Source organism: Bordetella pertussis 18323, assembly GCF_000306945.1.
Lineage (GTDB): Bacteria > Pseudomonadota > Gammaproteobacteria > Burkholderiales > Burkholderiaceae_B > Bordetella > Bordetella pertussis.
On sequence record NC_018518.1, the window covers coordinates 3,533,861 to 3,553,043 of the forward strand.

Annotated in this window: 18 protein-coding genes, 1 tRNA gene and 1 pseudogene; 10 read left to right on the top strand and 10 right to left on the bottom strand. The window is 67.4% G+C overall.

Features of this window, described 5'->3' with window-relative positions; genetic code table 11:
• Positions 1-2: 2 nt before the first annotated feature.
• From BN118_RS16705 to BN118_RS16715, 3 genes are all read right to left on the bottom strand, one after another.
• Complete coding sequence (locus BN118_RS16705) at positions 3-1,019, bottom strand: IS110-like element IS1663 family transposase (RefSeq protein ID WP_014905678.1); 1,017 nt, start codon at positions 1,017-1,019, stop codon at positions 3-5.
• A 278-nt stretch (positions 1,020-1,297) separates the two neighbouring features.
• A complete protein-coding gene (locus tag BN118_RS16710; RefSeq protein ID WP_003815930.1) occupies positions 1,298-1,615 on the bottom strand; it encodes a hypothetical protein in 318 nt (105 codons plus the stop codon).
• 90 nt (positions 1,616-1,705) lie between these two features.
• The gene (locus tag BN118_RS16715; RefSeq protein WP_003815933.1) at positions 1,706-2,053 is read right to left on the bottom strand and encodes a DUF1840 domain-containing protein; all 348 of its coding nucleotides are present in this window, start codon (positions 2,051-2,053) and stop codon (positions 1,706-1,708) included.
• Positions 2,054-2,340: 287 nt separating this feature from the next.
• On the opposite strand from BN118_RS16715, the gene argS reads away from it, so the two are divergent.
• The 3 genes from argS (at position 2,341) to BN118_RS16730 (ending at position 5,407) form a co-directional block, all read left to right on the top strand.
• Positions 2,341-4,023 (top strand): arginine--tRNA ligase, encoded by a 1,683-nt coding sequence (gene argS / locus BN118_RS16720; protein WP_023853376.1) that lies wholly within the window; start codon positions 2,341-2,343, stop codon positions 4,021-4,023.
• A 9-nt stretch (positions 4,024-4,032) separates the two neighbouring features.
• A complete protein-coding gene (locus tag BN118_RS16725) occupies positions 4,033-4,716 on the top strand; it encodes an SPOR domain-containing protein (RefSeq protein WP_010927242.1) in 684 nt (227 codons plus the stop codon).
• Between the two features lie 61 nt (positions 4,717-4,777).
• Positions 4,778-5,407 carry a thiol:disulfide interchange protein DsbA/DsbL gene (locus BN118_RS16730; protein WP_010929628.1) on the top strand — a complete coding sequence of 210 codons (630 nt, stop codon included), beginning with the start codon at positions 4,778-4,780 and terminating at the stop codon, positions 5,405-5,407.
• An 81-nt stretch (positions 5,408-5,488) separates the two neighbouring features.
• On the opposite strand, the gene metC is transcribed toward BN118_RS16730, so the two are convergent.
• Positions 5,489-6,682: a cystathionine beta-lyase gene (gene metC / locus BN118_RS16735; RefSeq protein WP_010929627.1), complete on the bottom strand. Its 1,194-nt coding sequence runs from the start codon at positions 6,680-6,682 to the stop codon at positions 5,489-5,491.
• Positions 6,683-6,855: 173 nt separating this feature from the next.
• Between metC and BN118_RS16740 the strand changes: the two are divergent.
• A pseudogene (locus BN118_RS16740) lies at positions 6,856-7,480 on the top strand (LysE family translocator).
• 98 nt (positions 7,481-7,578) lie between these two features.
• Positions 7,579-8,529 (top strand): IS481-like element IS481 family transposase, encoded by a 951-nt coding sequence (locus BN118_RS16745; protein ID WP_014906041.1) that lies wholly within the window; start codon positions 7,579-7,581, stop codon positions 8,527-8,529.
• Between the two features lie 115 nt (positions 8,530-8,644).
• On the opposite strand, the gene BN118_RS16750 is transcribed toward BN118_RS16745, so the two are convergent.
• Positions 8,645-9,088, bottom strand: a complete 444-nt coding sequence (locus BN118_RS16750; protein ID WP_003807452.1) for a helix-turn-helix domain-containing protein — start codon at positions 9,086-9,088, stop codon at positions 8,645-8,647.
• A 62-nt stretch (positions 9,089-9,150) separates the two neighbouring features.
• Between BN118_RS16750 and BN118_RS16755 the strand changes: the two genes are divergently transcribed.
• Positions 9,151-9,945: a response regulator transcription factor gene (locus tag BN118_RS16755; RefSeq protein ID WP_010925762.1), complete on the top strand. Its 795-nt coding sequence runs from the start codon at positions 9,151-9,153 to the stop codon at positions 9,943-9,945.
• Between the two features lie 165 nt (positions 9,946-10,110).
• Here the strand turns inward: BN118_RS16755 and proB are convergent, their stop codons facing one another.
• The 4 genes from proB to rplU all read right to left on the bottom strand — a co-directional run bounded on the left by proB (position 10,111) and on the right by rplU (position 13,206).
• Positions 10,111-11,247, bottom strand: coding sequence for a glutamate 5-kinase (gene proB / locus BN118_RS16760; protein WP_041166305.1), 1,137 nt, complete (start codon positions 11,245-11,247; stop codon positions 10,111-10,113).
• 70 nt (positions 11,248-11,317) lie between these two features.
• Positions 11,318-12,451 carry a GTPase ObgE gene (obgE, locus tag BN118_RS16765; protein WP_003807459.1) on the bottom strand — a complete coding sequence of 378 codons (1,134 nt, stop codon included), beginning with the start codon at positions 12,449-12,451 and terminating at the stop codon, positions 11,318-11,320.
• Between the two features lie 149 nt (positions 12,452-12,600).
• On the bottom strand, positions 12,601-12,861 hold the full coding sequence (rpmA, locus tag BN118_RS16770) for a 50S ribosomal protein L27 (protein WP_003807460.1): 261 nt from the start codon (positions 12,859-12,861) through the stop codon (positions 12,601-12,603).
• 33 nt (positions 12,862-12,894) lie between these two features.
• On the bottom strand, positions 12,895-13,206 hold the full coding sequence (gene rplU / locus BN118_RS16775) for a 50S ribosomal protein L21 (RefSeq protein WP_003807462.1): 312 nt from the start codon (positions 13,204-13,206) through the stop codon (positions 12,895-12,897).
• Between the two features lie 424 nt (positions 13,207-13,630).
• Between rplU and BN118_RS16780 the strand changes: the two genes are divergently transcribed.
• From BN118_RS16780 to BN118_RS16790, 3 genes are all read left to right on the top strand, one after another.
• A complete protein-coding gene (locus BN118_RS16780; RefSeq protein WP_010929987.1) occupies positions 13,631-14,779 on the top strand; it encodes a fumarylacetoacetate hydrolase family protein in 1,149 nt (382 codons plus the stop codon).
• Positions 14,780-14,893: 114 nt separating this feature from the next.
• The gene (gene ispB, locus BN118_RS16785) at positions 14,894-15,859 is read left to right on the top strand and encodes an octaprenyl diphosphate synthase (protein ID WP_003807467.1); all 966 of its coding nucleotides are present in this window, start codon (positions 14,894-14,896) and stop codon (positions 15,857-15,859) included.
• Positions 15,860-15,905: 46 nt separating this feature from the next.
• Positions 15,906-15,982, top strand: a tRNA-Pro gene (locus tag BN118_RS16790).
• A 145-nt stretch (positions 15,983-16,127) separates the two neighbouring features.
• On the opposite strand, the gene BN118_RS16795 is transcribed toward BN118_RS16790, so the two are convergent.
• Positions 16,128-16,994, bottom strand: coding sequence for a LysR substrate-binding domain-containing protein (locus BN118_RS16795; RefSeq protein WP_014906043.1), 867 nt, complete (start codon positions 16,992-16,994; stop codon positions 16,128-16,130).
• A gap of 130 nt (positions 16,995-17,124) precedes the next feature.
• Here BN118_RS16795 and BN118_RS16800 point away from each other — a divergent pair, with 130 nt between their 5' ends.
• On the top strand, positions 17,125-19,173 hold the full coding sequence (locus BN118_RS16800) for a hydantoinase/oxoprolinase family protein (protein ID WP_014906044.1): 2,049 nt from the start codon (positions 17,125-17,127) through the stop codon (positions 19,171-19,173).
• The last annotated feature ends 10 nt before the right edge of the window (positions 19,174-19,183 follow it).

Below are 19,183 nucleotides of genomic sequence, written 5' to 3' on the forward strand. Positions count from 1 at the left end.
AGTCAACCGTTCATGGCGTAATTGGGCTGGTAGGGGATGCGGTTTTTGAGGACCCCGAAGCACAGATGCACCAGTTTTCTCATGGCCGCGCCCAGCGCGGCCTTTTTGCTTTTTCCTGTTTTGAGCAGGCGCTGGTAAAGGGCGCGGATGTGGGGGTTGTGGCGGGTCCCAACCAGGGCCGCCATGTATAACGTGGCGCGCACCTGGGAGGGGCCGGCTTTGGACAGGCGTGCGCAGCTGTTCAGACTGCTGCCGGATTGGCGCTGCACAGGGACCACCCCGAGATAGGCGGCCAGGCTCTGGGCGGAGTCGATATGCCGATTGTGCATGACGGCCAGGATGGCGTTGCCGGCCTGAGGCCCGATGGCGGGGATGGAGTTCAGCAGCTCGCAGTCTTGCTTGAGGTCGGGGTGGTTGTCGATGTGCTGATCGATCGCCCGCTCGATTTGTTTGATCTGTTCGCGCAAGAACGCGATGGCCTTGTCGATGGAACCATCGACCAAGGGCGCCGAGGGGCTGAACTGGCTCTTCTCTTTGCGATTGAGCTCACGCAACAGATCCTTGCTCAGCGCCTCGCGTCGCGTCAACAAGGCGCGCAGTTGACGCGCATGCAAGGGCGCCGGGTGCCACAGCGCCGGGCTCAGCGTCTGTCCATAGCGAGCCAGCACGTAGCTGTCGAGCGCATCATTTTTGGAGCGCAGCGCCAAGGCCTTGGCAAAGTCCCGGGCCTGGGCGGGATTGACCAAAGAGACCCGGACCTGGGGCAGCGCCGTGGCCGCTTGCTCGTGATACAGACCCGTAGGCTCCAGGATGGCGTGCAACTGCGCCGGCTGTGCGCCGTGTTTGGCGCACCACGCCAGCAGGGCTTGTACGCCCGCGGCGGTGTTGACCACCACCTTGGTCTTACGCTTGTCAGCCTCAGCCGTCAGCAACGTGCAATCCAGCTTGGCCTTTGATACATCAATACCTATGAAAACATGGACTTGGCCTCCTGCAGATAACAAACTGCTGTCAGCCACTGCGCCCACTTGCCTTGTACATACAGGGTCCTCGCCCTACGATACCGTCCAGTGTCTCGCCGGCCCAGCAGTGCGCTGCCGAGCCGCTATCTGTCCCACAAAGTCCTCGCTTTGGGCACCAACTCGCGGTCATCGGCGCGCGGTGGTGATAGCTAATCACCACCGGAGGAAAGATACAAGGCACCCATGCAACCCGCGGGAGCCAGTCCCCCTGCGGACACAGGCTCCCCAAGTTTGCGGGAGCCAGTCCCCCTGCGGGGACAGGCTCCCGGGTATGGTTAATGGCCTACCATCAGCCCGGGCAGATCCACCACGATGCGGGCCTTGCCCAGGGCCAGCGCGGCCTGTTCGGCGAACTCGCGGCTTTCCTTGGCGTCGCCCGACAGGGTGTCGTAGCCCAGCGCATCGGCCACGCCCAGGATCTTGTCCAGCAACAGCACCTTGCCGCTGGGGCGCAGCGGCTCGCAGCCGAGCATTTCCCAGGCACTGTCGAACCAGTCGCGCGCGGCGGCGGCCGCCTGCACCGAGGGTTCGACGTCGACGCTCAGGTCGACGGTGCGGCGGGCATCGAAAACAACGGTCACTTCGCTGCGCATCGACGGATCTCCTGGTGGTGGCGCGGGGGCATCCCTGCGCACAGTATGCGCAAGAACCCGCGCGGAAAATGTCAGGCTTGCGATATTGCGCTACCAGCCGCGCGAGACTTCCCAGGTCAGGTCGGCCCCGGCCGCGGCAGTCTTCCTCATCATGTCCAGCAGCGGAAAGGCGCGCTGGTGCAGGCCCACGGCGAGCTCGATCGGATGCACCGGCTCCTTGTCGGGATGAGGCTCGTCATCGTCGGGCGGGCTGCGATCGGCGGCGGCAATGGCGCGCTCCAGCCCGGTGATGGCCGATTGCAGCTGGTCCGCGGTGAACACGCCGCGCTCCGGAATGGCGTCGCGAAAGCTCTTGCCGGCGGCGCGCAGCAGGGGCGCAGCATCGTCGGTGCGCATGAGAACCTCGGCCGCGACCTTGGAATGGAATGTAATGAGCATGTTGCGGACTCCCATACGGATAATTTCATACACTACCGCAAGCTGCGCGGACTGCCAACTGCACGGCCCGACACCCCGATGCGGTCCCGGACGGCCGGATTGCAGCCCAATTCAGCTATGATCTAGGCATCTTCCATGACCGTCATGACTGCCGGTACGTCCCGCGTCGCCGACCGTCCCGCTTGCGCGGACACCTCCGCCAGACGCCAGGGCGGCCGCCCGGCGGCTCCGCCCGCCCCGCGGCGCGCCAGACCTGCCGCCGCCACTTACCATTCTGCCGATTACCCATGCTCCTCGAGCAACAAAAACAACTGATTTCCCTGATCCAGGCCGCCGTCGCGCAATGCCTGCCCGAGGCGCAAGCCCAAGTCCAGCTCGAGCGCCCCAAGGTCGCGGCGCACGGCGATATCGCCACCAACGTGGCCATGCAGCTGGCCAAGCCGGCGCGCCGCAACCCGCGCGAGCTGGCCCAGGGCATCGTCGATGCGCTGATGGCGCAGCCGCAGGCGCGCGAACTGATCCAGGATGCCGAGATCGCCGGCCCGGGCTTCATCAATTTCCGCCTCACCCCAGCTGCCCGGCAGGCGGTGGTACAGGCAGTGGCCAGCCAGGCCGACGCCTACGGCCGCGCGCCGCGCAATGGCGAGAAAGTACTGGTCGAGTTCGTCTCGGCCAACCCGACCGGCCCGCTGCACGTCGGCCATGCCCGCCAGGCAGCGCTGGGCGATGCCATCTGCCGCCTGTATGACGCCAGCGGCTGGGACGTCACTCGCGAGTTCTACTACAACGATGCCGGCAACCAGATCGACAACCTGGCCATCAGCGTGCAGGCGCGCGGCCGCGGCATCGCGCCGGACGCGCCGGACTACCCCGCCGACGGCTACAAGGGCGACTACATCGTCGAAATCGCGCGCGATTTCGCGGCGCGCAAGTCGGTGCAGGCCTCCGACGGACAGCCGGTCACGGCCACCGGCGATCTCGACAGCCTGGACGATATCCGCGCCTTCGCCGTCGCTTACCTGCGCCGCGAGCAGGACCTGGACCTGCAGGCTTTCGGCCTGGCCTTCGACAACTACTTCCTGGAAAGCAGCCTGTACGCCTCGGGCCGCGTCCAGGAAACGGTCGACACGCTGGTCGCCAAGGGCCACACCTACGAGGAAGGCGGCGCGCTGTGGCTGCGCACCACCGAGCTGGGCACCGGCGACGACAAAGACCGCGTGATGCGCAAGAGCGAGGGCGGCTATACCTACTTCGTGCCCGACGTGGCCTATCACAAGGTCAAGTGGGAGCGCGGCTTTCACCACGCGGTCAATATCCAGGGCAGCGACCACCACGGCACCGTGGCGCGCGTGCGCGCCGGCCTGCAGGGGCTGGCCGGCATCCCCAAGGATTTCCCGGCCTACGTGCTGCACAAGATGGTCAAGGTGATGCGCGGCGGCGAGGAGGTCAAGATTTCCAAGCGCGCCGGCAGCTACGTCACCATGCGCGACCTGATCGACTGGGTCGGCCGCGACGCGGTGCGCTATTTCCTGATCCAGCGCCGCGCCGATACGGAGTTCGTGTTCGACATCGACCTGGCCCTGTCCAAGAGCGACGAGAATCCGGTCTACTACATCCAGTACGCGCACGCCCGCATCTGCACCATGATCGGCAATTCGGGCGCGAGCGCCGCAGAGATCGCGCAGGCCGACACGGCGCTGCTGACCGCGCCGTCCGAATACGCGCTGCTGCAGCGCCTGGCCGAGTTTCCCCAGGTGGTGGCGCTGGCCGCGCAAGAGCTGGCGCCGCACCACGTGGCGTTCTGGCTGCGCGATTGCGCCTCCGACTTCCACGCCTGGTACAACGCCGAACGGGTGCTGGTCGACGAACCAGCCCTGAAGCTGGCGCGCCTGCGGCTGGCCGCGACCACGCGCCAGGTGCTGGCCAACGGCCTGGCCCTGCTGGGCGTCTCGGCCCCGGACCGGATGTAACCCCCGCACATGGCCACCAAGCGTAAATCGACCCGGCGCTCCAAGGAGCGCGGCAGCACCATGTACGGTGTGCTGGCCGGCCTGCTGATCGGCCTGATCGTCGCCGCCGCTGTCGCGTTCTACGTGACCAAGGCGCCCATGCCGTTCGTCGACCGGGCCACCCGCCAGCCCGACCAAGGCAAACTGCCCGATCCGCGCAACGCGCCCGACCCCAACCAGGGGTTGTACGGACGGGACGGGGCAGCCGGCACGCCGCCCACCGGACCGACCGCCACCGCGCCGTCGCCGCTGCCTGGCGTAACGCCCGGCGCGCCGTCCAGGCAACCGGACGACCTGGGTGCGCTGATCGCCACCCTGCCCAACCTGGACCGCGCTCCCGCCCCCGCCGCCACGCCCGCCCCGGCGGCCAAGTCCGCCAAGCCGGCCGCCCCCGCGGCCAGCGCAACGCCGGCCGCGCCGGCATCCGGCACCTATTTCCTGCAGGCCGGCGCCTATCGGGTGCTCGAAGACGCCGAAGCCCTGCGGGCGCGCATCATCCTGCTGGGATTGCCGGTGGTCATGCAGCGCGCCGAAGTCAACGGCGTACAGGTCAACCGGGTGCGCGTCGGTCCATTCGGACGCCTGGACGACATGAATCGCGCCCGCAGCAGGCTGGGCGAGAACGACATCAAATCCGCGGTGGTGCGACAATGAATCGCCATGGAACTTCCCCGCGGCATCCGCAGTCTGTAACGCTTTAACTCAGGAATTCGAGATGCAGTCGACCACGTTTACCCGTCTCCTGGCCGCCGCCGCCCTGGGCGCGACGACCCTGTTCGCGCCCGCCACCCAGGCCCAGGGCGCGCAGCAGTACGTGAACATCAACCCGCCGATGCCGTCCGACACCCCGGGCAAGATCGAAGTCCTGGAGTTCTTCGCCTACACCTGCCCGCACTGCGCCGCCATCGAACCCATGGTCGAGGACTGGGCCAAGACCGCGCCCCAGGACGTGGTGCTCAAGCAGGTGCCCATCGCCTTCAACGCCGGCATGAAGCCGCTGCAACAGCTCTACTACACGCTGCAGGCGCTCGAGCGCCCCGACCTGCATCCCAAGGTCTTTACCGCCATCCACACCGAGCGCAAGCGCCTGTTCGACAAGAAAGCCATGGGCGAATGGGCCGCCAGCCAGGGCGTGGACCGCGCCAAGTTCGATTCGGTATTCGATTCGTTCAGCGTGCAGACGCAGGTGCAGCACGCCTCCCAGCTGGCCGAGGCCGCCCATATCGATGGCACCCCGGCTTTTGCCGTGGGCGGCCGCTACATGACTTCGCCCGTGCTGGCCGGCAACGACTACGCCGGCGCCCTGAAGGTGGTGGACCAGCTCATCGTCCAGTCCCGCAAGTAGGCAGGGCGGCCCCGGCCGCCCCCGACGCCACAAAGCCTCCGTCCATGCGGAGGCTTTGTCGTTGATGGGGCCGCGCCGTTCTCAGGCCGAGGCTGCGCGCGCCAGCGCCTGGGTCAGGTCGGCAATGACATCCTCGGGCGACTCCAGCCCGATATGCAGCCGCACCAGCGCATTGCCGCCGCCCTGCCAATAGCGGTGGCGGGCCAGCTCCCCGGGCGTGACCAGCTGCACCAGGCTTTCGAAGCCGCCCCACGAGAAGCCGATGTCGAACAGCTGCAGCGACTCGACGAACACGCGCGCCGCGGGCTGCGACAGGCGCAGCTCGACCGTCAGCATGCCGTTGGAGCCGGAGCAGTCGCGCAGCCACAGCGCGTGGCCGGGGTCCTGAGGCCAGGCCGGATGGTAGATGCGCGCGACCTCGGGACGGCCCTGCAGGAACTCGCACACGCGCTGGGCGTGGCGCGCGTGCTGGGCCATGCGTATCGGCAGCGTACGCACGCCGCGCAACGCCAGCCAGGCATCGTCGGCGCTGACCGAGTAGCCCATGGCGTACTGCGTGCGGTTCAGGCGCTGCGCCACGGCCTCGTCATTGGTAACCACCGCGCCCAGCATCAGGTCGGAGTGGCCGCCCACGTACTTGGTGCCGGCGATCACCGAAACCTGCGCGCCCAGTTCCAGCGGGCGATAGATGTAGCCCGAGCCCCAGGTGTTGTCGGTGGCCAGCACCAGCTGGTTGCGGCGCGCGAACTCGGCCAGCGCGGGCAGATCCAGCATCTGGAACAGCAGCGACCCCGGCGACTCGACATACAGCAGGCGGGTGTTGGGACGCACCAGCGCCTGCAGGTCGTCGCCGGGCGCGAAGAAGGTCAGCTCGATACCCATGCGCTTGAGCACCGCGTTGTCCAGTTCGTAGACCGGGCCATAGACGCAATCGGCCACCAGCGCATGCTCGCCGGCCGACAGCAGCGACAGAAACGCCATCGTGACGGCGCCCATGCCCGAAGACGCCAGGTAGCAGTGCGTGCCGGCTTCCAGCTCCTTGAACACGTGTTCCAGCGCCGCATGCGTATCCATGCCCATCCGGCCATAGGTCACGGCCCGGTCGCCGCCGGCCTTGCGGCGCTGCGCCTGTTCCAGCGCGGCCAGGTCACGAAAGCGCACCGTGCTGGCGCGCATCGACGGCAGGTTGACCGGGGCGGCGCCGGTATCGGGGTCGAAGGGCGCGGTGCCCAGGTGCTGGAGCAGGGTGTCGATGTGGCGGGATTCGTCGGTCATGTTCGGGTAGGCAAGTAGCGGGCGGGACGAGGGCGGCGGCGGCCGGCCTTTGAATGCGAAGCGTACCGCACCCCGTCATTACCGCGGGCAATTAGCTCATGCGGCAGCGGGTTTGCCCGTATGATGCCAGTGACGGCCCGCCACGGGCGGGCGCTTGCCCTCGAGCCGCCACCATGCTGCCTTTCGACACCTTGACCGCGTTTTTCGGCATCGCCGTCCTGCTGGCGCTGACGCCCCGGCCCGGACAATCTGTTCGTGCTGATGCAATCGGCCATCTGGGGCCGGGCCGCGGGGCTGTTCGTCGTGCTGGGGCTATGCACCGGCCTGCTTGGCCACACCGCCGCGGTGGCGGTCGGGCTGGCCGCCGTATTCGCCGCCTCGCCGGCCGCCTTCACGGCGCTGAAGCTGGCGGGGGCCGCCTACCTGGCCTACCTCGCCTGGCAGGTATTGCGCGCGCCCGCGGGCGGCGGCGGACAGCGGCCCGAGCCGCTGGCGCGCGGCGCGCTGTACCGGCGCGGCATCATCATGAACCTCACCAATCCCAAGGTGCTGTTGTTCTTCTTCGCGTTCCTGCCCCAGTTCACGCGGCCCGAGGCCGGGCCCATGGGCTGGCAGATCGTCGAGCTGGGCGCGGTCTTCATGCTGGCCACGCTGCTGGTGTTCGGCGCGATCGCCGTGTTCTCGGGCGGCTTCGGCCGCTTGCTGCAGCGCTCGGCGCGCGCCCAGCGCTGGCTCAACCGCCTGGCCGGGCTGGTATTCATCGGCCTGGCGCTGCGGCTGGCAACCGCCAGCCGCTAGCTGTGAAGATTCAATAGGTTGTATGCATGGTTCATCCGAACCGGATTTGAGAAACTGGAAATCGCCACCCCCCCAGTTCACTCAAGGAGCCCGGCCGGATGAACACCCATAAGCATGCCCGATTGACCTTCCTACGTCGACTCGAAATGGTCCAGCAATTGATCGCCCATCAAGTTTGTGTGCCTGAAGCGGCCCGCGCCTATGGGGTCACCGCGCCGACTGTGCGCAAATGGCTGGGCCGCTTCCTGGCTCAGGGCCAGGCGGGCTTGGCCGATGCGTCCTCGCGCCCGACGGTCTCGCCCCGAGCGATTGCGCCGGCCAAGGCGCTGGCTATCGTGGAGCTGCGCCGCAAGCGGCTGACCCAAGCGCGCATCGCCCAGGCGCTGGGCGTGTCAGCCAGCACCGTCAGCCGCGTCCTGGCCCGCGCCGGTCTGTCGCACCTGGCCGACCTGGAGCCGGCCGAGCCGGTGGTGCGCTACGAGCATCAGGCCCCCGGCGATCTGCTGCACATCGACATCAAGAAGCTGGGACGTATCCAGCGCCCTGGCCACCGGGTCACGGGCAACCGACGCGATACCGTTGAGGGGGCCGGCTGGGACTTCGTCTTCGTGGCCATCGATGACCACGCCCGCGTGGCCTTCACCGACATCCACCCCGACGAGCGCTTCCCCAGCGCCGTCCAGTTCCTCAAGGACGCAGTGGCCTACTACCAGCGCCTGGGCGTGACCATCCAGCGCTTGCTCACCGACAATGGCTCGGCCTTTCGCAGCCGCGCCTTCGCCGCGCTGTGCCATGAGCTGGGCATCAAGCACCGCTTTACCCGACCTTACCGCCCACAGACCAATGGCAAGGCCGAACGCTTCATCCAGTCGGCCTTGCGTGAGTGGGCTTACGCTCACACCTACCAGAACTCCCAACACCGAGCCGATGCCATGAAATCCTGGCTACACCACTACAACTGGCATCGACCCCACCAAGGCATCGGGTGCGCTGTACCCATCTCCAGACTCAACCTGGACGAATACAACCTATTGACAGTTCACAACTAGCCGATTGAATCTTGCCAATCCATTACGATGGTAGTTGGAAAATTACCTTGGTGTTGATATGCTCGGGCTTCGGTTCCAGGCAGGCGGGCGGCGCACACCGGCATCAGCATTTGCATCAGTGCTTGCGCGCGCGGCCGCGGCCGTCGGCGTATTCGGCATGGCAGGCTTCGACAAAGCTGCGCAGCATCTGTTCAAGCAGGCGTTTGTCGCGGGCGGCCAGTGCTTCGTACTGCGCACGCGCAATGGTCGTGAACGGCCACGGCGGCAGCGCGCGCGGCGGCGCTTCGCCACTGCCCGGTTCCATCAGGTAGTAAGCGCCGCCAGCGGGCGAAGCGCTGTAGTCGGCCAGGCTTTCCATCGAGCCCTTGCCGGTCTCCAGCCAGTCCAGGTTCACCTGCAGGGCGGCCGCCAGCTTGCGAACCGAACGGCTGGATTGCCGTTGGCCGTTCTCGTAGCTGGCTACCGCGCTTTGCGACAGGCCGCTGGCGCGCGCCAGATCCTGTTGCGTTAGCGAACGCAGTGCCCGCGCATGTTTCAATCGGTCTGAGAATGTCTTCACGGCCTGATTGAATCGTGCGAATCAAGCACTATGGTGGTTGAATTTATTACGTTAGTGTTGAAATGTCCACCTATTCCATTCCTGACGATTCCTGCGCCGGCCGCATATTGTTGGCGTTCAGCAGCGTGATGATCGAAGCGCGCGTCCAGCTCGAGGCTGGCTGGCGGCAGGCCGGCTGGATCGTCGACTGGTGCGAGGGCCAGCATGCGCTGGCGCGGCTGCTGGCCATGCACCCGCCCGATGCGGTGGCTCTGTGCGGCGTGGCCGGCACGCTGTCCGGCCTGGTTCGCACCACCCGCACCAGCGTGCCCGCCGCGGTGGTGGTGGCCTTGCTGTCCGAGGGCGGCCTGCCGGAGCGTATCGCCATGATGCGCGCCGGCGTCGACCTGTGCTGGCCGATCGAGACGCAGGTCGAAGAGGTGGCCGCGATGGTGGATGCGTTCGCGCGCCGGGGCACGGCCTCGGCCGCCGCGGCCAGCGCCTGGTACCTCAGCAATGCCGGCCGGGTCCTGGCCGGGCCTGGCGGCGTGCGCCTGCCCCTGACCGTCGCCGAGCGCGAGTTCATGGCGCGCTTGCTGGCCGCTCCCGGCCATCGCCTGGCGCGCCAGCAGCTTGCCTGCGGTTTCAGGCAGCGCGGCGTTCAGGATGGCGCGCCTGTCTCGTCCGAGGTGCTGCCTTCGTGGACGGCCAATTCTTCGCATGCCGCGTCGTATGACGCGGCCGCGGGCCTGTCGCGCAACGTCGACGTCATGGTCTCGCGTCTGCGCGCCAAGGCGCAGCGCATGGGCATCAATCTGCCCTTGCTGTCGGTGCGCCGCTGGGGGTACCTGTTCATCGCCGACAGCGACGCGGGCTGACTTGCTGCGCGAAGCCGCCGCTCGTACTGCCTGATAAACAATCCGGGGCATCGGGCGCGCACGGAACTGGCCTACACCTGGCACGCCATGGACGGTCAGGAATACAGGACAAATCGGAGGGGCTTGTCCGGCATGTTGGTTGGTGTTGCCGGACAGTCCAGCGGCTCAGGTGACGACCAGGTTGTCGCGGTGCATCAGTTCCGGGTCTGTCATGCTGCCCAGGATGCGCGCGATCTGGCTCGACGGCTGGCGCAGGATGCGCCGGGTATCGGCCGACGAATAATTGATCAGGCCGCGCGCGCACTCGCGTCCATGCATGTCGACGCAGGCCACGACGTCGCCGCGCTCGAACTCGCCCTGGACTTCGGCCACGCCGATGGGCAGCAGGCTCTTGCCCTCGTGCAGCAGGGCATGCACGGCGCCATCATCGAGCACCACGCGGCCGCGCAGGCGCAGGTGGTCGGCCAGCCATTGCTTGCGCGCCGACCATACCGGCAGGACCGCGCGCAATTCCGTGCCGATGCATTCGCCTTGCGCCAGGCGGGTCAGCACATTGCGTTCGCGGCCTGATGCGATGACGGTATGGGCGCCGCTGTGGGCGGCCCGCTTGGCCGCCAGGATCTTGGTGAGCATGCCGCCGGTGCCCACGCCGCTGCCGGCGCCGCCGGCCATGGCTTCCAGGGCGGCATCGCCGGCTTGCGCATGCGCCACGAAGCGCGCGGCCGGGTCGCGGCGCGGGTCGGCTTCGTACAGGCCGCGCTGGTCGGTCAGGATGATGAGCGCATCGGCTTCGATCAGGTTGGTGACCAGGGCGCCCAGGGTGTCGTTGTCGCCGAAGCGGATTTCGTCGGTGACGACGGTGTCGTTTTCGTTGACGATGGGCACTACGCCCAGGCGCAGCAGGGCGAACAGGGTCGAGCGCGCATTCAGGTAGCGGTGCCGGTCGGCCAGGTCTTCGTGGGTGAGCAGGATCTGCGCGGTGCGCAGGCCGAACTCGGCGAAGGCGGCTTCGTAAGCCTGGCACAGGCCCATCTGGCCCACGGCGGCGGCGGCCTGCAATTCGTGCATGGCCGAAGGGCGCTTGCGCCAGCCCAGCCGCGCCATGCCTTCGGCAATGGCGCCGCTGGAAACCAGCACGACCTGCTTGCCCTGCTGGTGCAGGGAGGCGATCTGGGCTGCCCAGTGGCCTACCGCGGCGCGATCGAGGCCCCGGCCTTCGTTGGTGACCAGCGAGGAACCCACTTTGGCGACCAGCCGATTGGCCGCGGAAATGACAGAAACGGCAGAGGTTTGGGCAGTCATGGCGATGACCGGCGTGGCGTTTCGAGGGCTGCCGCGCGATGCGCGGCGGGTGACGGAGTGCGGGAAAGGGTTATTCGTCACCGCCAGGCGGCGTGGCGGGCGCGGCGCCGCCACGGCTGGCGTCGAAACGCGGATCTTCGAACACATAGGTGCCGTCGGCCTGGTCCTGGGCGTCCTGGTCCTTGCGCTTTTCGGCGTCGAGGTAGTCCTGCAGGGCCCAGATCAGGTCCTGGGTGCCTTCGCCGTTGAGGCCGGAGATCGCGAAGACCGGGCCGGTCCAGCCGAATTCGGCGCAGAAGCGCTGCTGGGCGTCCTGGGCGTCGGGCACCATGTCCAGCTTGTTGAGCACCAGCCAGCGGGGCTTGGCGGCCAGCTCGGGATCGTAGCGGCGCAGTTCTTCGACGATGGCGTTGGCATCGACGACCGCCTGCTCGATGGGATCGGCTTCCGGGTCGGGGCTGGAGATATCGACCAGGTGCAGCAATACGCGCGTGCGCGCCAGGTGGCGCAGGAACAGGTGGCCCAGGCCGGCGCCCTCGGAGGCGCCTTCGATCAGGCCGGGAATGTCCGCCACCACGAAGCTGCGCGAGGGCGAGGTGCGCACCACGCCCAGGTTGGGGTGCAGCGTCGTGAAGGGGTAGTCGGCGATCTTGGGCCGCGCGTTCGAAATGCGGCTGATCAGCGTCGACTTGCCGGCATTGGGCAGCCCGAGCAGGCCGACGTCGGCCAGCACCTTGAGCTCCATGCGCAGGCGGCGCTGTTCGCCTTCCTTGCCGGGCGTCCATTGGCGCGGCGCGCGATTGGTGCTGGACTTGAAATGGATGTTGCCCATGCCGCCGGCGCCGCCCGCGGCCAGCGTGACCTTCTGGTCGTGCCGGTCCAGGTCGAACAGCACCTCGCCGGTATCGGCGTCGTGCACCACGGTGCCCACCGGCACGCGCAGGGTGATGTCGGGGGCCGCTGCCCCGTATTGGTCCGAGCCGCGGCCGTTCTCGCCGTTCTTGGCGCGATGCAGGCGGGCGTAGCGGAAGTCGATCAGGGTGTTGATATTGCGGTCGGCCACGGCATAGATGCTGCCGCCGCGCCCGCCGTCGCCGCCGTCCGGGCCGCCCTTGGGGATGAATTTTTCGCGCCGAAAGCTGGCCACGCCATTGCCGCCCTTGCCGGCGATGACTTCAATGGTGGCTTCGTCTACGAATTTCATGATCTTTGGTGGCTATTCGGTGTCTGCCCGCCAGGCGGGCGGATGTTGCGCCGCGGCGGCGCGGCCGTGCGGTTCCGGCTATTCTGCCTGAAAACAAAAAGCCCTGCCGCGTGCGGCAGGGCTCGCCGTTCCGGGGAACGCGCAGCCGATTACTCGGCGGCGACCACCGAGACGGTGGGTTTGTTCAGGGCGCCCTTGACGCTGAAGTGCACCTTGCCGTTGGCCAGGGCAAACAGGGTGTGGTCCTTGCCCACGCCGACGTTCACGCCGGGGTGAAAGCGGGTGCCACGCTGGCGCACGATGATCGAGCCAGCCAGGATGCTTTGGCCGCCATACACCTTGACGCCCAGTCGTTTCGATTCCGAGTCGCGGCCGTTCCGGGTAGAACCGCCGCCCTTTTTCTGTGCCATGTTTAGCTCCTGCTAATTAGGTACCGGGCCGTATCAAGCCGTGATGGCTTCGATGCGGATCTCGGTGTAGTTCTGACGGTGGCCTTGGTGCTTCTGGTAGTGCTTGCGACGGCGCATCTTGAAGATCTTGATCTTGTCGTGCCGGCCATGTGCAAGAACCGTCGCCTTGACCACGGCGCCGGAGACGAGCGGCGTGCCAACTTTCAGCTGGTCGCCTTCGCCCACGGACAGCACTTGGTCCAGGGTGATTTCTTGCCCAATGTCAGCAGGTATCTGTTCTACCTTGAGTTTTTCGCCGGTGGCAACGCGATACTGCTTGCCGCCGGTTTTTATGACCGCGTACATGGGATATATCCTTAAATTGAAATGTGGATTGCAGGCATTTGCATGGCCTGCGGTGCAACACTGGCTCTCGCAAGGTGCGCAAGGCTTGGCCGGCGCACCCGCGTGTTTCCCAGTAATGCCCATCCAGGCACCGTGCGGTGCGGGCAATCCAGGCGCAATTCGGCCAAAGACCGAATCGACGATTCTAGTCCGCGCCTGTGGAAAAGTCAAAAAGCCGTGCTGGGCTAAGGGCTTAGGGCGGCGGGAGAGGGCTGCGGCGGCCCGCGCGCTGTGGCGTGCGGGCCACAGGCGCGGCGTCCAATCGCCGCGGGCGCGGTCTTGCGCGGCGCCGGGTGCGGCCCTAGACTCGCGCGATTCTTCCTGGCGGCCCTGCCGTTTGCAACGGCCCGGCGATGCCCCGGCGTCCTCTTGGAGATTGCTGGCCATGGCGGTACCTCATGACGACTTGCCCGAAGACCTGGAGCGCGCCTTGCTGGTTGGCCGCGTGTGGCAGCCGGCGCCCGTCGACGGGCCATGCGTGGTGGCGGTGCGGGGCGGGCGGCTGTACGACCTGACCGCGGTGACGCCGACGCTGGCCGACCTGCTCGATCGCGGCGACCGCGTTGCGCTGGCGCGCAATGCCGCCGGCGAATGCCTGGGGCCGGCGGCCGATTGGCTGGCCGGCCGCGCCGCCGGGGCGATGCTGGCCCCGTGCGACCTGCAGCCGGTCAAGGCCGCCGGCGCGACCTTCGCGGCCAGCCTGGTCGAGCGGATAGGCGCGGAACAGGCCGGCGGCGACGCCGGTCGCGCCGCGGCGGTGCGCGAGCGCATCGCCGGGCTGATCGGCACCGACCTGTCGCAGTTGCGGCCGGGTTCGCCCGAGGCGGCGCGCCTGAAGGCCGTCCTGTGGGCGCGGGGAATGTGGTCGCCATATCTCGAAGTGGGACTCGGCCCCGATGCCGAGGTGTTTTCCAAGGCGCCGCCCATGGCCTCGGTGGGATATGGGTCCTGGATCGGGCTGTTGCCGGAGTCCGAGTGGAACAACCCGGAGCCGGAGATCGTGCTGGCGGTGGACGCGCGCGGCCAGGCGGTGGGCGCGACCCTGGGCAACGACGTCAACCTGCACGATGTCGAGGCGCGCAGCGCGCTGCTGCAGAACCGGGCCAAGGACAACAACGGCTCGTGTGCCATGGGGCCGTTCGTGCGCCTGTTCGACGCCAGCTACGGACTGGGCGATGTGCGCCGCGCCGACGTGCGGCTGCGCATCGAGGGGCAGGAGGACGGTTTCGTGCTGGACGCCACGAGCCACATGCGCGAGATCAGCCGCGACCCGCTCGAACTGGTGCGCCAGACCTGCGGCGGCCATCATCAGTATCCGGATGGGTTTATGCTTTTCCTTGGCACCATGTTTTCGCCCACCCAGGACCGCGCCGCCGCCGGCCGCGGTTTCACGCACCGCCCGGGCGACCTGGTACGCATTGCCTCGCCGCGGCTGGGGGCGCTGGTCAATCGCGTAGGCCTGGCCACCGCCATCGCGCCCTGGACGTTCGGCGTGCGGGCGCTCTATGCCAATCTGCGCCGCCGTGGCCTGTAGCGGTCCGGCGGGTCCTGGGCAGACCGTATAATTCGGCCGACGTGTGCCGGCGCTGCGTGCGCCGGGTATGAGTGTGCGAGCCGCCGGCCGGCTCCCTTACCTGTCGGATACGCCTTGAATCTCCCTGAGTTGATTGCCCCTATTGCCGACGACATGAAGGCTGTCGACGCGGTCATCCGCGACCGGCTGAATTCCGATGTCGTGCTGATCCGCACCATCGGCGACTACATCATCGGCGCCGGCGGCAAGCGCATGCGGCCCGCCATGGTGCTGATGGTGGCGCGCGCGCTCGGCTACCAGGGCACGCACCACCAGTTGCTGGCCGCGGTCGTCGAGTTCATCCACACCGCCACGCTGCTGCATGACGACGTGGTCGACGAGTCGGACCTGCGCCGTGGCCGCGACACGGCCAACGCCGTGTTCGGCAACGCCGCCAGCGTGCTGGTGGGCGATTACCTGTATTCGCGTTCGTTCGAGATGATGGTCGAGGCCGACTCGATGCGCATCATGCAGATCCTGTCGCAGGCCACCACGGTGATCGCCGAAGGCGAGGTGCTGCAGCTGCTCAACGTGCACGACCCCGATGTGTCGCAGGAGCGCTACCTGCAGGTGGTGCGCTACAAGACCGCCAAGCTGTTCGAGGCCGCAGCCCAGGTCGGCGCGGTGCTGGCTGGCGCCAGCCCCGAGCAGGAGACCGCCGCGGCCGCCTATGGGCGCCACGTCGGCACCGCCTTCCAGCTGGTCGACGACGTGCTGGACTACAGCGGCGATGCCCACGCCTTGGGCAAGAACGTGGGCGACGACCTGCGCGAGGGCAAGCCCACGCTGCCCCTGATCCGCGTCATGGAGACGGGCACGCCCGAGCAGCGCGAGCTGATCCGCGAGGCGATCAAGACCGGCCAGGCCGACTTCGCCGCGGTGGCCCAGGCCATCCAGGCCACCGACGCCCTGGCGCATGCGCGCCAGGCCGCCGAAAACGAGGCCGAACTTGCCCGACAGGCGCTGTCGGCCTTCCCGGTTTCCCTTTATCAAAAATCTCTGCTAGAATTCTGCGCTTTCGCGGTGAATAGAGATCGTTGATCGAAATCCAGGCGCCGGGGAAGAAAAAAAGCAAGACAGCAAGAATCGGGGCGTAGCTCAGCCTGGTAGAGTACTGCGTTCGGGACGCAGGAGTCGGAGGTTCGAATCCTCTCGCCCCGACCAACTTCCGTTGGTCGAATTTCCCGGGTGGCGCCATGTGCGTTGCCAGCCCACAAGCCGTACAGCGAAGGGGCGCATAGCGAAAGCCGATACCGCAAACGTGGTGTCGGCTTTTTTGCGTTCGCGCCGCGTCTTCGGCGCGGCGGGCTCAGCCCGCCTGGCGCCGCGCCCGCTTGCGGCCGGCGCTGATTTCATAGCATTCGCAGAAGGTCTGGGCCAGCAGGCTCAGCGGGCTGCTGGACGGATACACCAGGTACGTCGAGAAGCGGATGTCCGGCGCGAACGGCTTGATGGCGATGTCCAGCGAGCGAAAGCCGTCGGCCACGTCCGGGTTGGCGATGCTCACGCCCAGTCCCAGGCCGACCATGTGGCAGATGGCGGCGGCGAAGACCTTGTCGATTTCCTTGCGCATGGCGTCGTTGGGCGAAAGCGATAGAAAGCGCTCGCCGGCCAGGTCCGCCGGCGCGAGGGCGCGCGGCATCCCGGCCAGCCGGTGGCCGGCCGGGACGATGCATACGCCCAGCGCTTCGCTGGCCACGTGGTGGCCGATGCCGGGGCTGCTGAATATGTCCGAGGCCACGCCGATGTCGCTATAGCCCGCGGCGGTCCATTGGCAGACCGTGATCGAGTCGGCCACGTGCATGGACACCGTGACGTCGGGGAAGCGCTCGGCGAACAGCTGCATGGCCTCGGGTACCGTGACCAGGGCGGGCGAGGGCACGGCCGAGATGTGCAGGTGGCCGGTGCCGCGCCTGCGCAGGGTGGCGGCGGAGCTTTCCAGGCTGCGCAGGCCCGCGAACGTCATCTCGACGTCGCGAAAGAACACCTCGCCTTCGCGCGTGGGCACCAGCTTGCCGGCCACGCGCTCGAACAGGCGCAACCCGATGCGCGCCTCCAGCTGGGCGATGACCCGGCTGACGTTGGGCTGCGTGGTATGCAGGTCCTTGGCCGCCTGTGTCATGGAGCGCGTCAGCATGACTGCCCGGAAAGTCTCGACCTGGCGAAAGTTCAGCATGGGTCATATCAATTTTGCATGGACCATGATGATAATCCAATTAGTCATATGGGGTGCGAGTCCATAACATGGCCGCATCGACATCAGGGAGGCCGCCACCGGGCCTCCCGACTTTAAGGAACGTGCCCCAATGAGCCTTCGGATCGGAGTGGACATCGGCGGGTCCTTCGCGGACTTTGCCGTGCTGGATGAATCCACGCGAACAATTCAAACCCTGAAAGTCTTCTCCCGCCCGGACGCGCCGGGCAGCGAGGTCCTGGCTGGCATCGAGCAGCTGAAGGCGCGGCATGGCCTGGATCCGGCCCAGGTGTCGTACTTCACGCACGGCACGACGGTGGGGGTCAACGCCGTGGTGCAGCGCCGCGGCTTGAAGCTGGCGCTGATCACCACGCGCAACTTCGAGGACGTGCTGGACATCGGCCGGCTGAAGATTCCCGACATGTACCACCTCATGTCCAAGCGGCCGGCGCCGCTGATTTCGCGCGACCGGGTGTTCGGCGTGGACGAACGGCTGGGCGCCGATGGCAGCGTGGTCGCGCCGGTGGACGAGGCCAGCGTGCTGGCGGCGGCCGAGGCGCTGCGCGAGGCCGGCTGCGAAGGCGTGGTCGTCTCGCTGCTGCATGCCTACCGCAACCCGGCCCATGAACGGCAGGTCAAGGCGATCCTGCAGCGCGCGCTGCCGGGAATGTTCGTGTCCTGCTCGCATGAGGTCTGGCCGATCATCCGCGAATACGAACGTACGCTGACCGCCACCATCGGCGGCTATGTGCAGCCGCGCGTCTCGCATTACCTGGAAAGCCTGCAGGGCGCGCTGCGCGAGAGCGGGGTGCCGGTGGACCTCAAGGTCACCAAGTCCAACGGCGGCGTGATGAGCGCCGAGCATGGCAAGGCCAATTGCGTACAGATGATCCTGTCGGGCACCGCCTCGGGGGTGATCGGCGCGGCCTACATCGCCGATCTGTGCCATATCCCGAACTGCATGAGCCTGGATATCGGCGGCACGACTGCCGATATCGCCCTGATCGTCGACGGCAAGCCGCAGTTCGCCACGGGCGAGTACATCGGCGACTTCCAGATCCATATTCCCTCGGTATCGGTGTCGTCGGTGGGCGACGGCGGCGGGTCGATCGCCTGGGTGGACGAACTGGGCGTGCTGAAGGTGGGGCACCAGAGCGCGGGTTCCACGCCCGGGCCGGTGTGCTACGGCAAGGGCGGCACCCAACCCACCATTACCGACGCGTTCGCGGTCATGGGCGTGATCGGCTCGCAGCAACTGGGCTACAACGCGGTCCAGGTCGACGTCGAGGCGGCGCGCCGGCCGATCGAGCCGCTGGCCGAAAAACTGGGCACCGACGTGCTGCGGACCGCCGAGGCCATCGTCAACGTGTCGGTGTCCAGCATGTACGCGGGCGTGAGCCGGGTGATTTCGCGCTTCGGCATCGATCCGCGCGTGTTCAGCCTGATGCCGTTCGGCGGCGCCGGCCCGATGCTGGCCTGCTACCTGGCCAAGGCCCTGAAGGTGCAGAAACTGCTGGTACCCACCACGCCGGGCGTGCTGAGCGCGCTGGGCGGGCTGATCGCGGATGTGAAGAACGATTTCGTGCGCACCACGTACTGCGACCTCAATGCCGCCACCGTGGGCTCGCTGGCCCAGGCGGCCAGCGAGCTGGAGGCGCAGGCACGCGCGTGGCTGGTGGCCGAGGTCGGCACCGACGCGGACGCCGAGATCGATATTTCCGCCGACATGCGTTATCGCGGCCAGTCGTTCGAGATCGATACCCCGGTCGAGCGGGCATGGCTGGAGGCGGGCGCCATCGACAGCCTGAGCCAGGCCTTTCACAAGGAGCACGAACGGCTGTACGGGCACGGCGACGCCAGCGCGGGCGTGCAGGTCGTGGCGATGCGGCTGGTCATTACGTCCAGGACGCCCAAGCCCGAGCTCAACCATATCGCCCAGGGCGCCGGCGTGCCGCCGCGCGAATCCACCCTGCGCATCTGGCTGGAGGGCCAGTACCGCGACGTGCCGCTGTACCGGTGCGAGAAGCTGCTGGCCGGCCAGGCCTTCAGCGGTCCCGCCATCGTGGCCCAGGACGATTGCACCACCTGCGTGCTGCCCGGCTTCGACGCGCGCGTCGATACCTACGGCAACCTGGAACTCACCGCGCTCGCGCTGAACTGACCTGGACAGG

What these genes read in the sequence shown, in the direction of transcription:
- rplU (WP_003807462.1), bottom strand. Translation starts at nt 13,206, where the DNA reads ATGTACGCGGTCATAAAAACCGGCGGCAAGCAGTATCGCGTTGCCACC.
- BN118_RS16715 (WP_003815933.1), bottom strand. Translation starts at nt 2,053, where the DNA reads ATGCTCATTACATTCCATTCCAAGGTCGCGGCCGAGGTTCTCATGCGC.
- rpmA (WP_003807460.1), bottom strand. Translation starts at nt 12,861, where the DNA reads ATGGCACAGAAAAAGGGCGGCGGTTCTACCCGGAACGGCCGCGACTCG.
- BN118_RS16710 (WP_003815930.1), bottom strand. Translation starts at nt 1,615, where the DNA reads ATGCGCAGCGAAGTGACCGTTGTTTTCGATGCCCGCCGCACCGTCGAC.
- BN118_RS16800 (WP_014906044.1), top strand. Translation starts at nt 17,125, where the DNA reads ATGAGCCTTCGGATCGGAGTGGACATCGGCGGGTCCTTCGCGGACTTT.
- BN118_RS16745 (WP_014906041.1), top strand. Translation starts at nt 7,579, where the DNA reads ATGAACACCCATAAGCATGCCCGATTGACCTTCCTACGTCGACTCGAA.
- proB (WP_041166305.1), bottom strand. Translation starts at nt 11,247, where the DNA reads ATGACTGCCCAAACCTCTGCCGTTTCTGTCATTTCCGCGGCCAATCGG.
- BN118_RS16780 (WP_010929987.1), top strand. Translation starts at nt 13,631, where the DNA reads ATGGCGGTACCTCATGACGACTTGCCCGAAGACCTGGAGCGCGCCTTG.
- BN118_RS16755 (WP_010925762.1), top strand. Translation starts at nt 9,151, where the DNA reads ATGTCCACCTATTCCATTCCTGACGATTCCTGCGCCGGCCGCATATTG.
- argS (WP_023853376.1), top strand. Translation starts at nt 2,341, where the DNA reads ATGCTCCTCGAGCAACAAAAACAACTGATTTCCCTGATCCAGGCCGCC.
- BN118_RS16725 (WP_010927242.1), top strand. Translation starts at nt 4,033, where the DNA reads ATGGCCACCAAGCGTAAATCGACCCGGCGCTCCAAGGAGCGCGGCAGC.
- BN118_RS16730 (WP_010929628.1), top strand. Translation starts at nt 4,778, where the DNA reads ATGCAGTCGACCACGTTTACCCGTCTCCTGGCCGCCGCCGCCCTGGGC.
- BN118_RS16795 (WP_014906043.1), bottom strand. Translation starts at nt 16,994, where the DNA reads ATGCTGAACTTTCGCCAGGTCGAGACTTTCCGGGCAGTCATGCTGACG.
- obgE (WP_003807459.1), bottom strand. Translation starts at nt 12,451, where the DNA reads ATGAAATTCGTAGACGAAGCCACCATTGAAGTCATCGCCGGCAAGGGC.
- metC (WP_010929627.1), bottom strand. Translation starts at nt 6,682, where the DNA reads ATGACCGACGAATCCCGCCACATCGACACCCTGCTCCAGCACCTGGGC.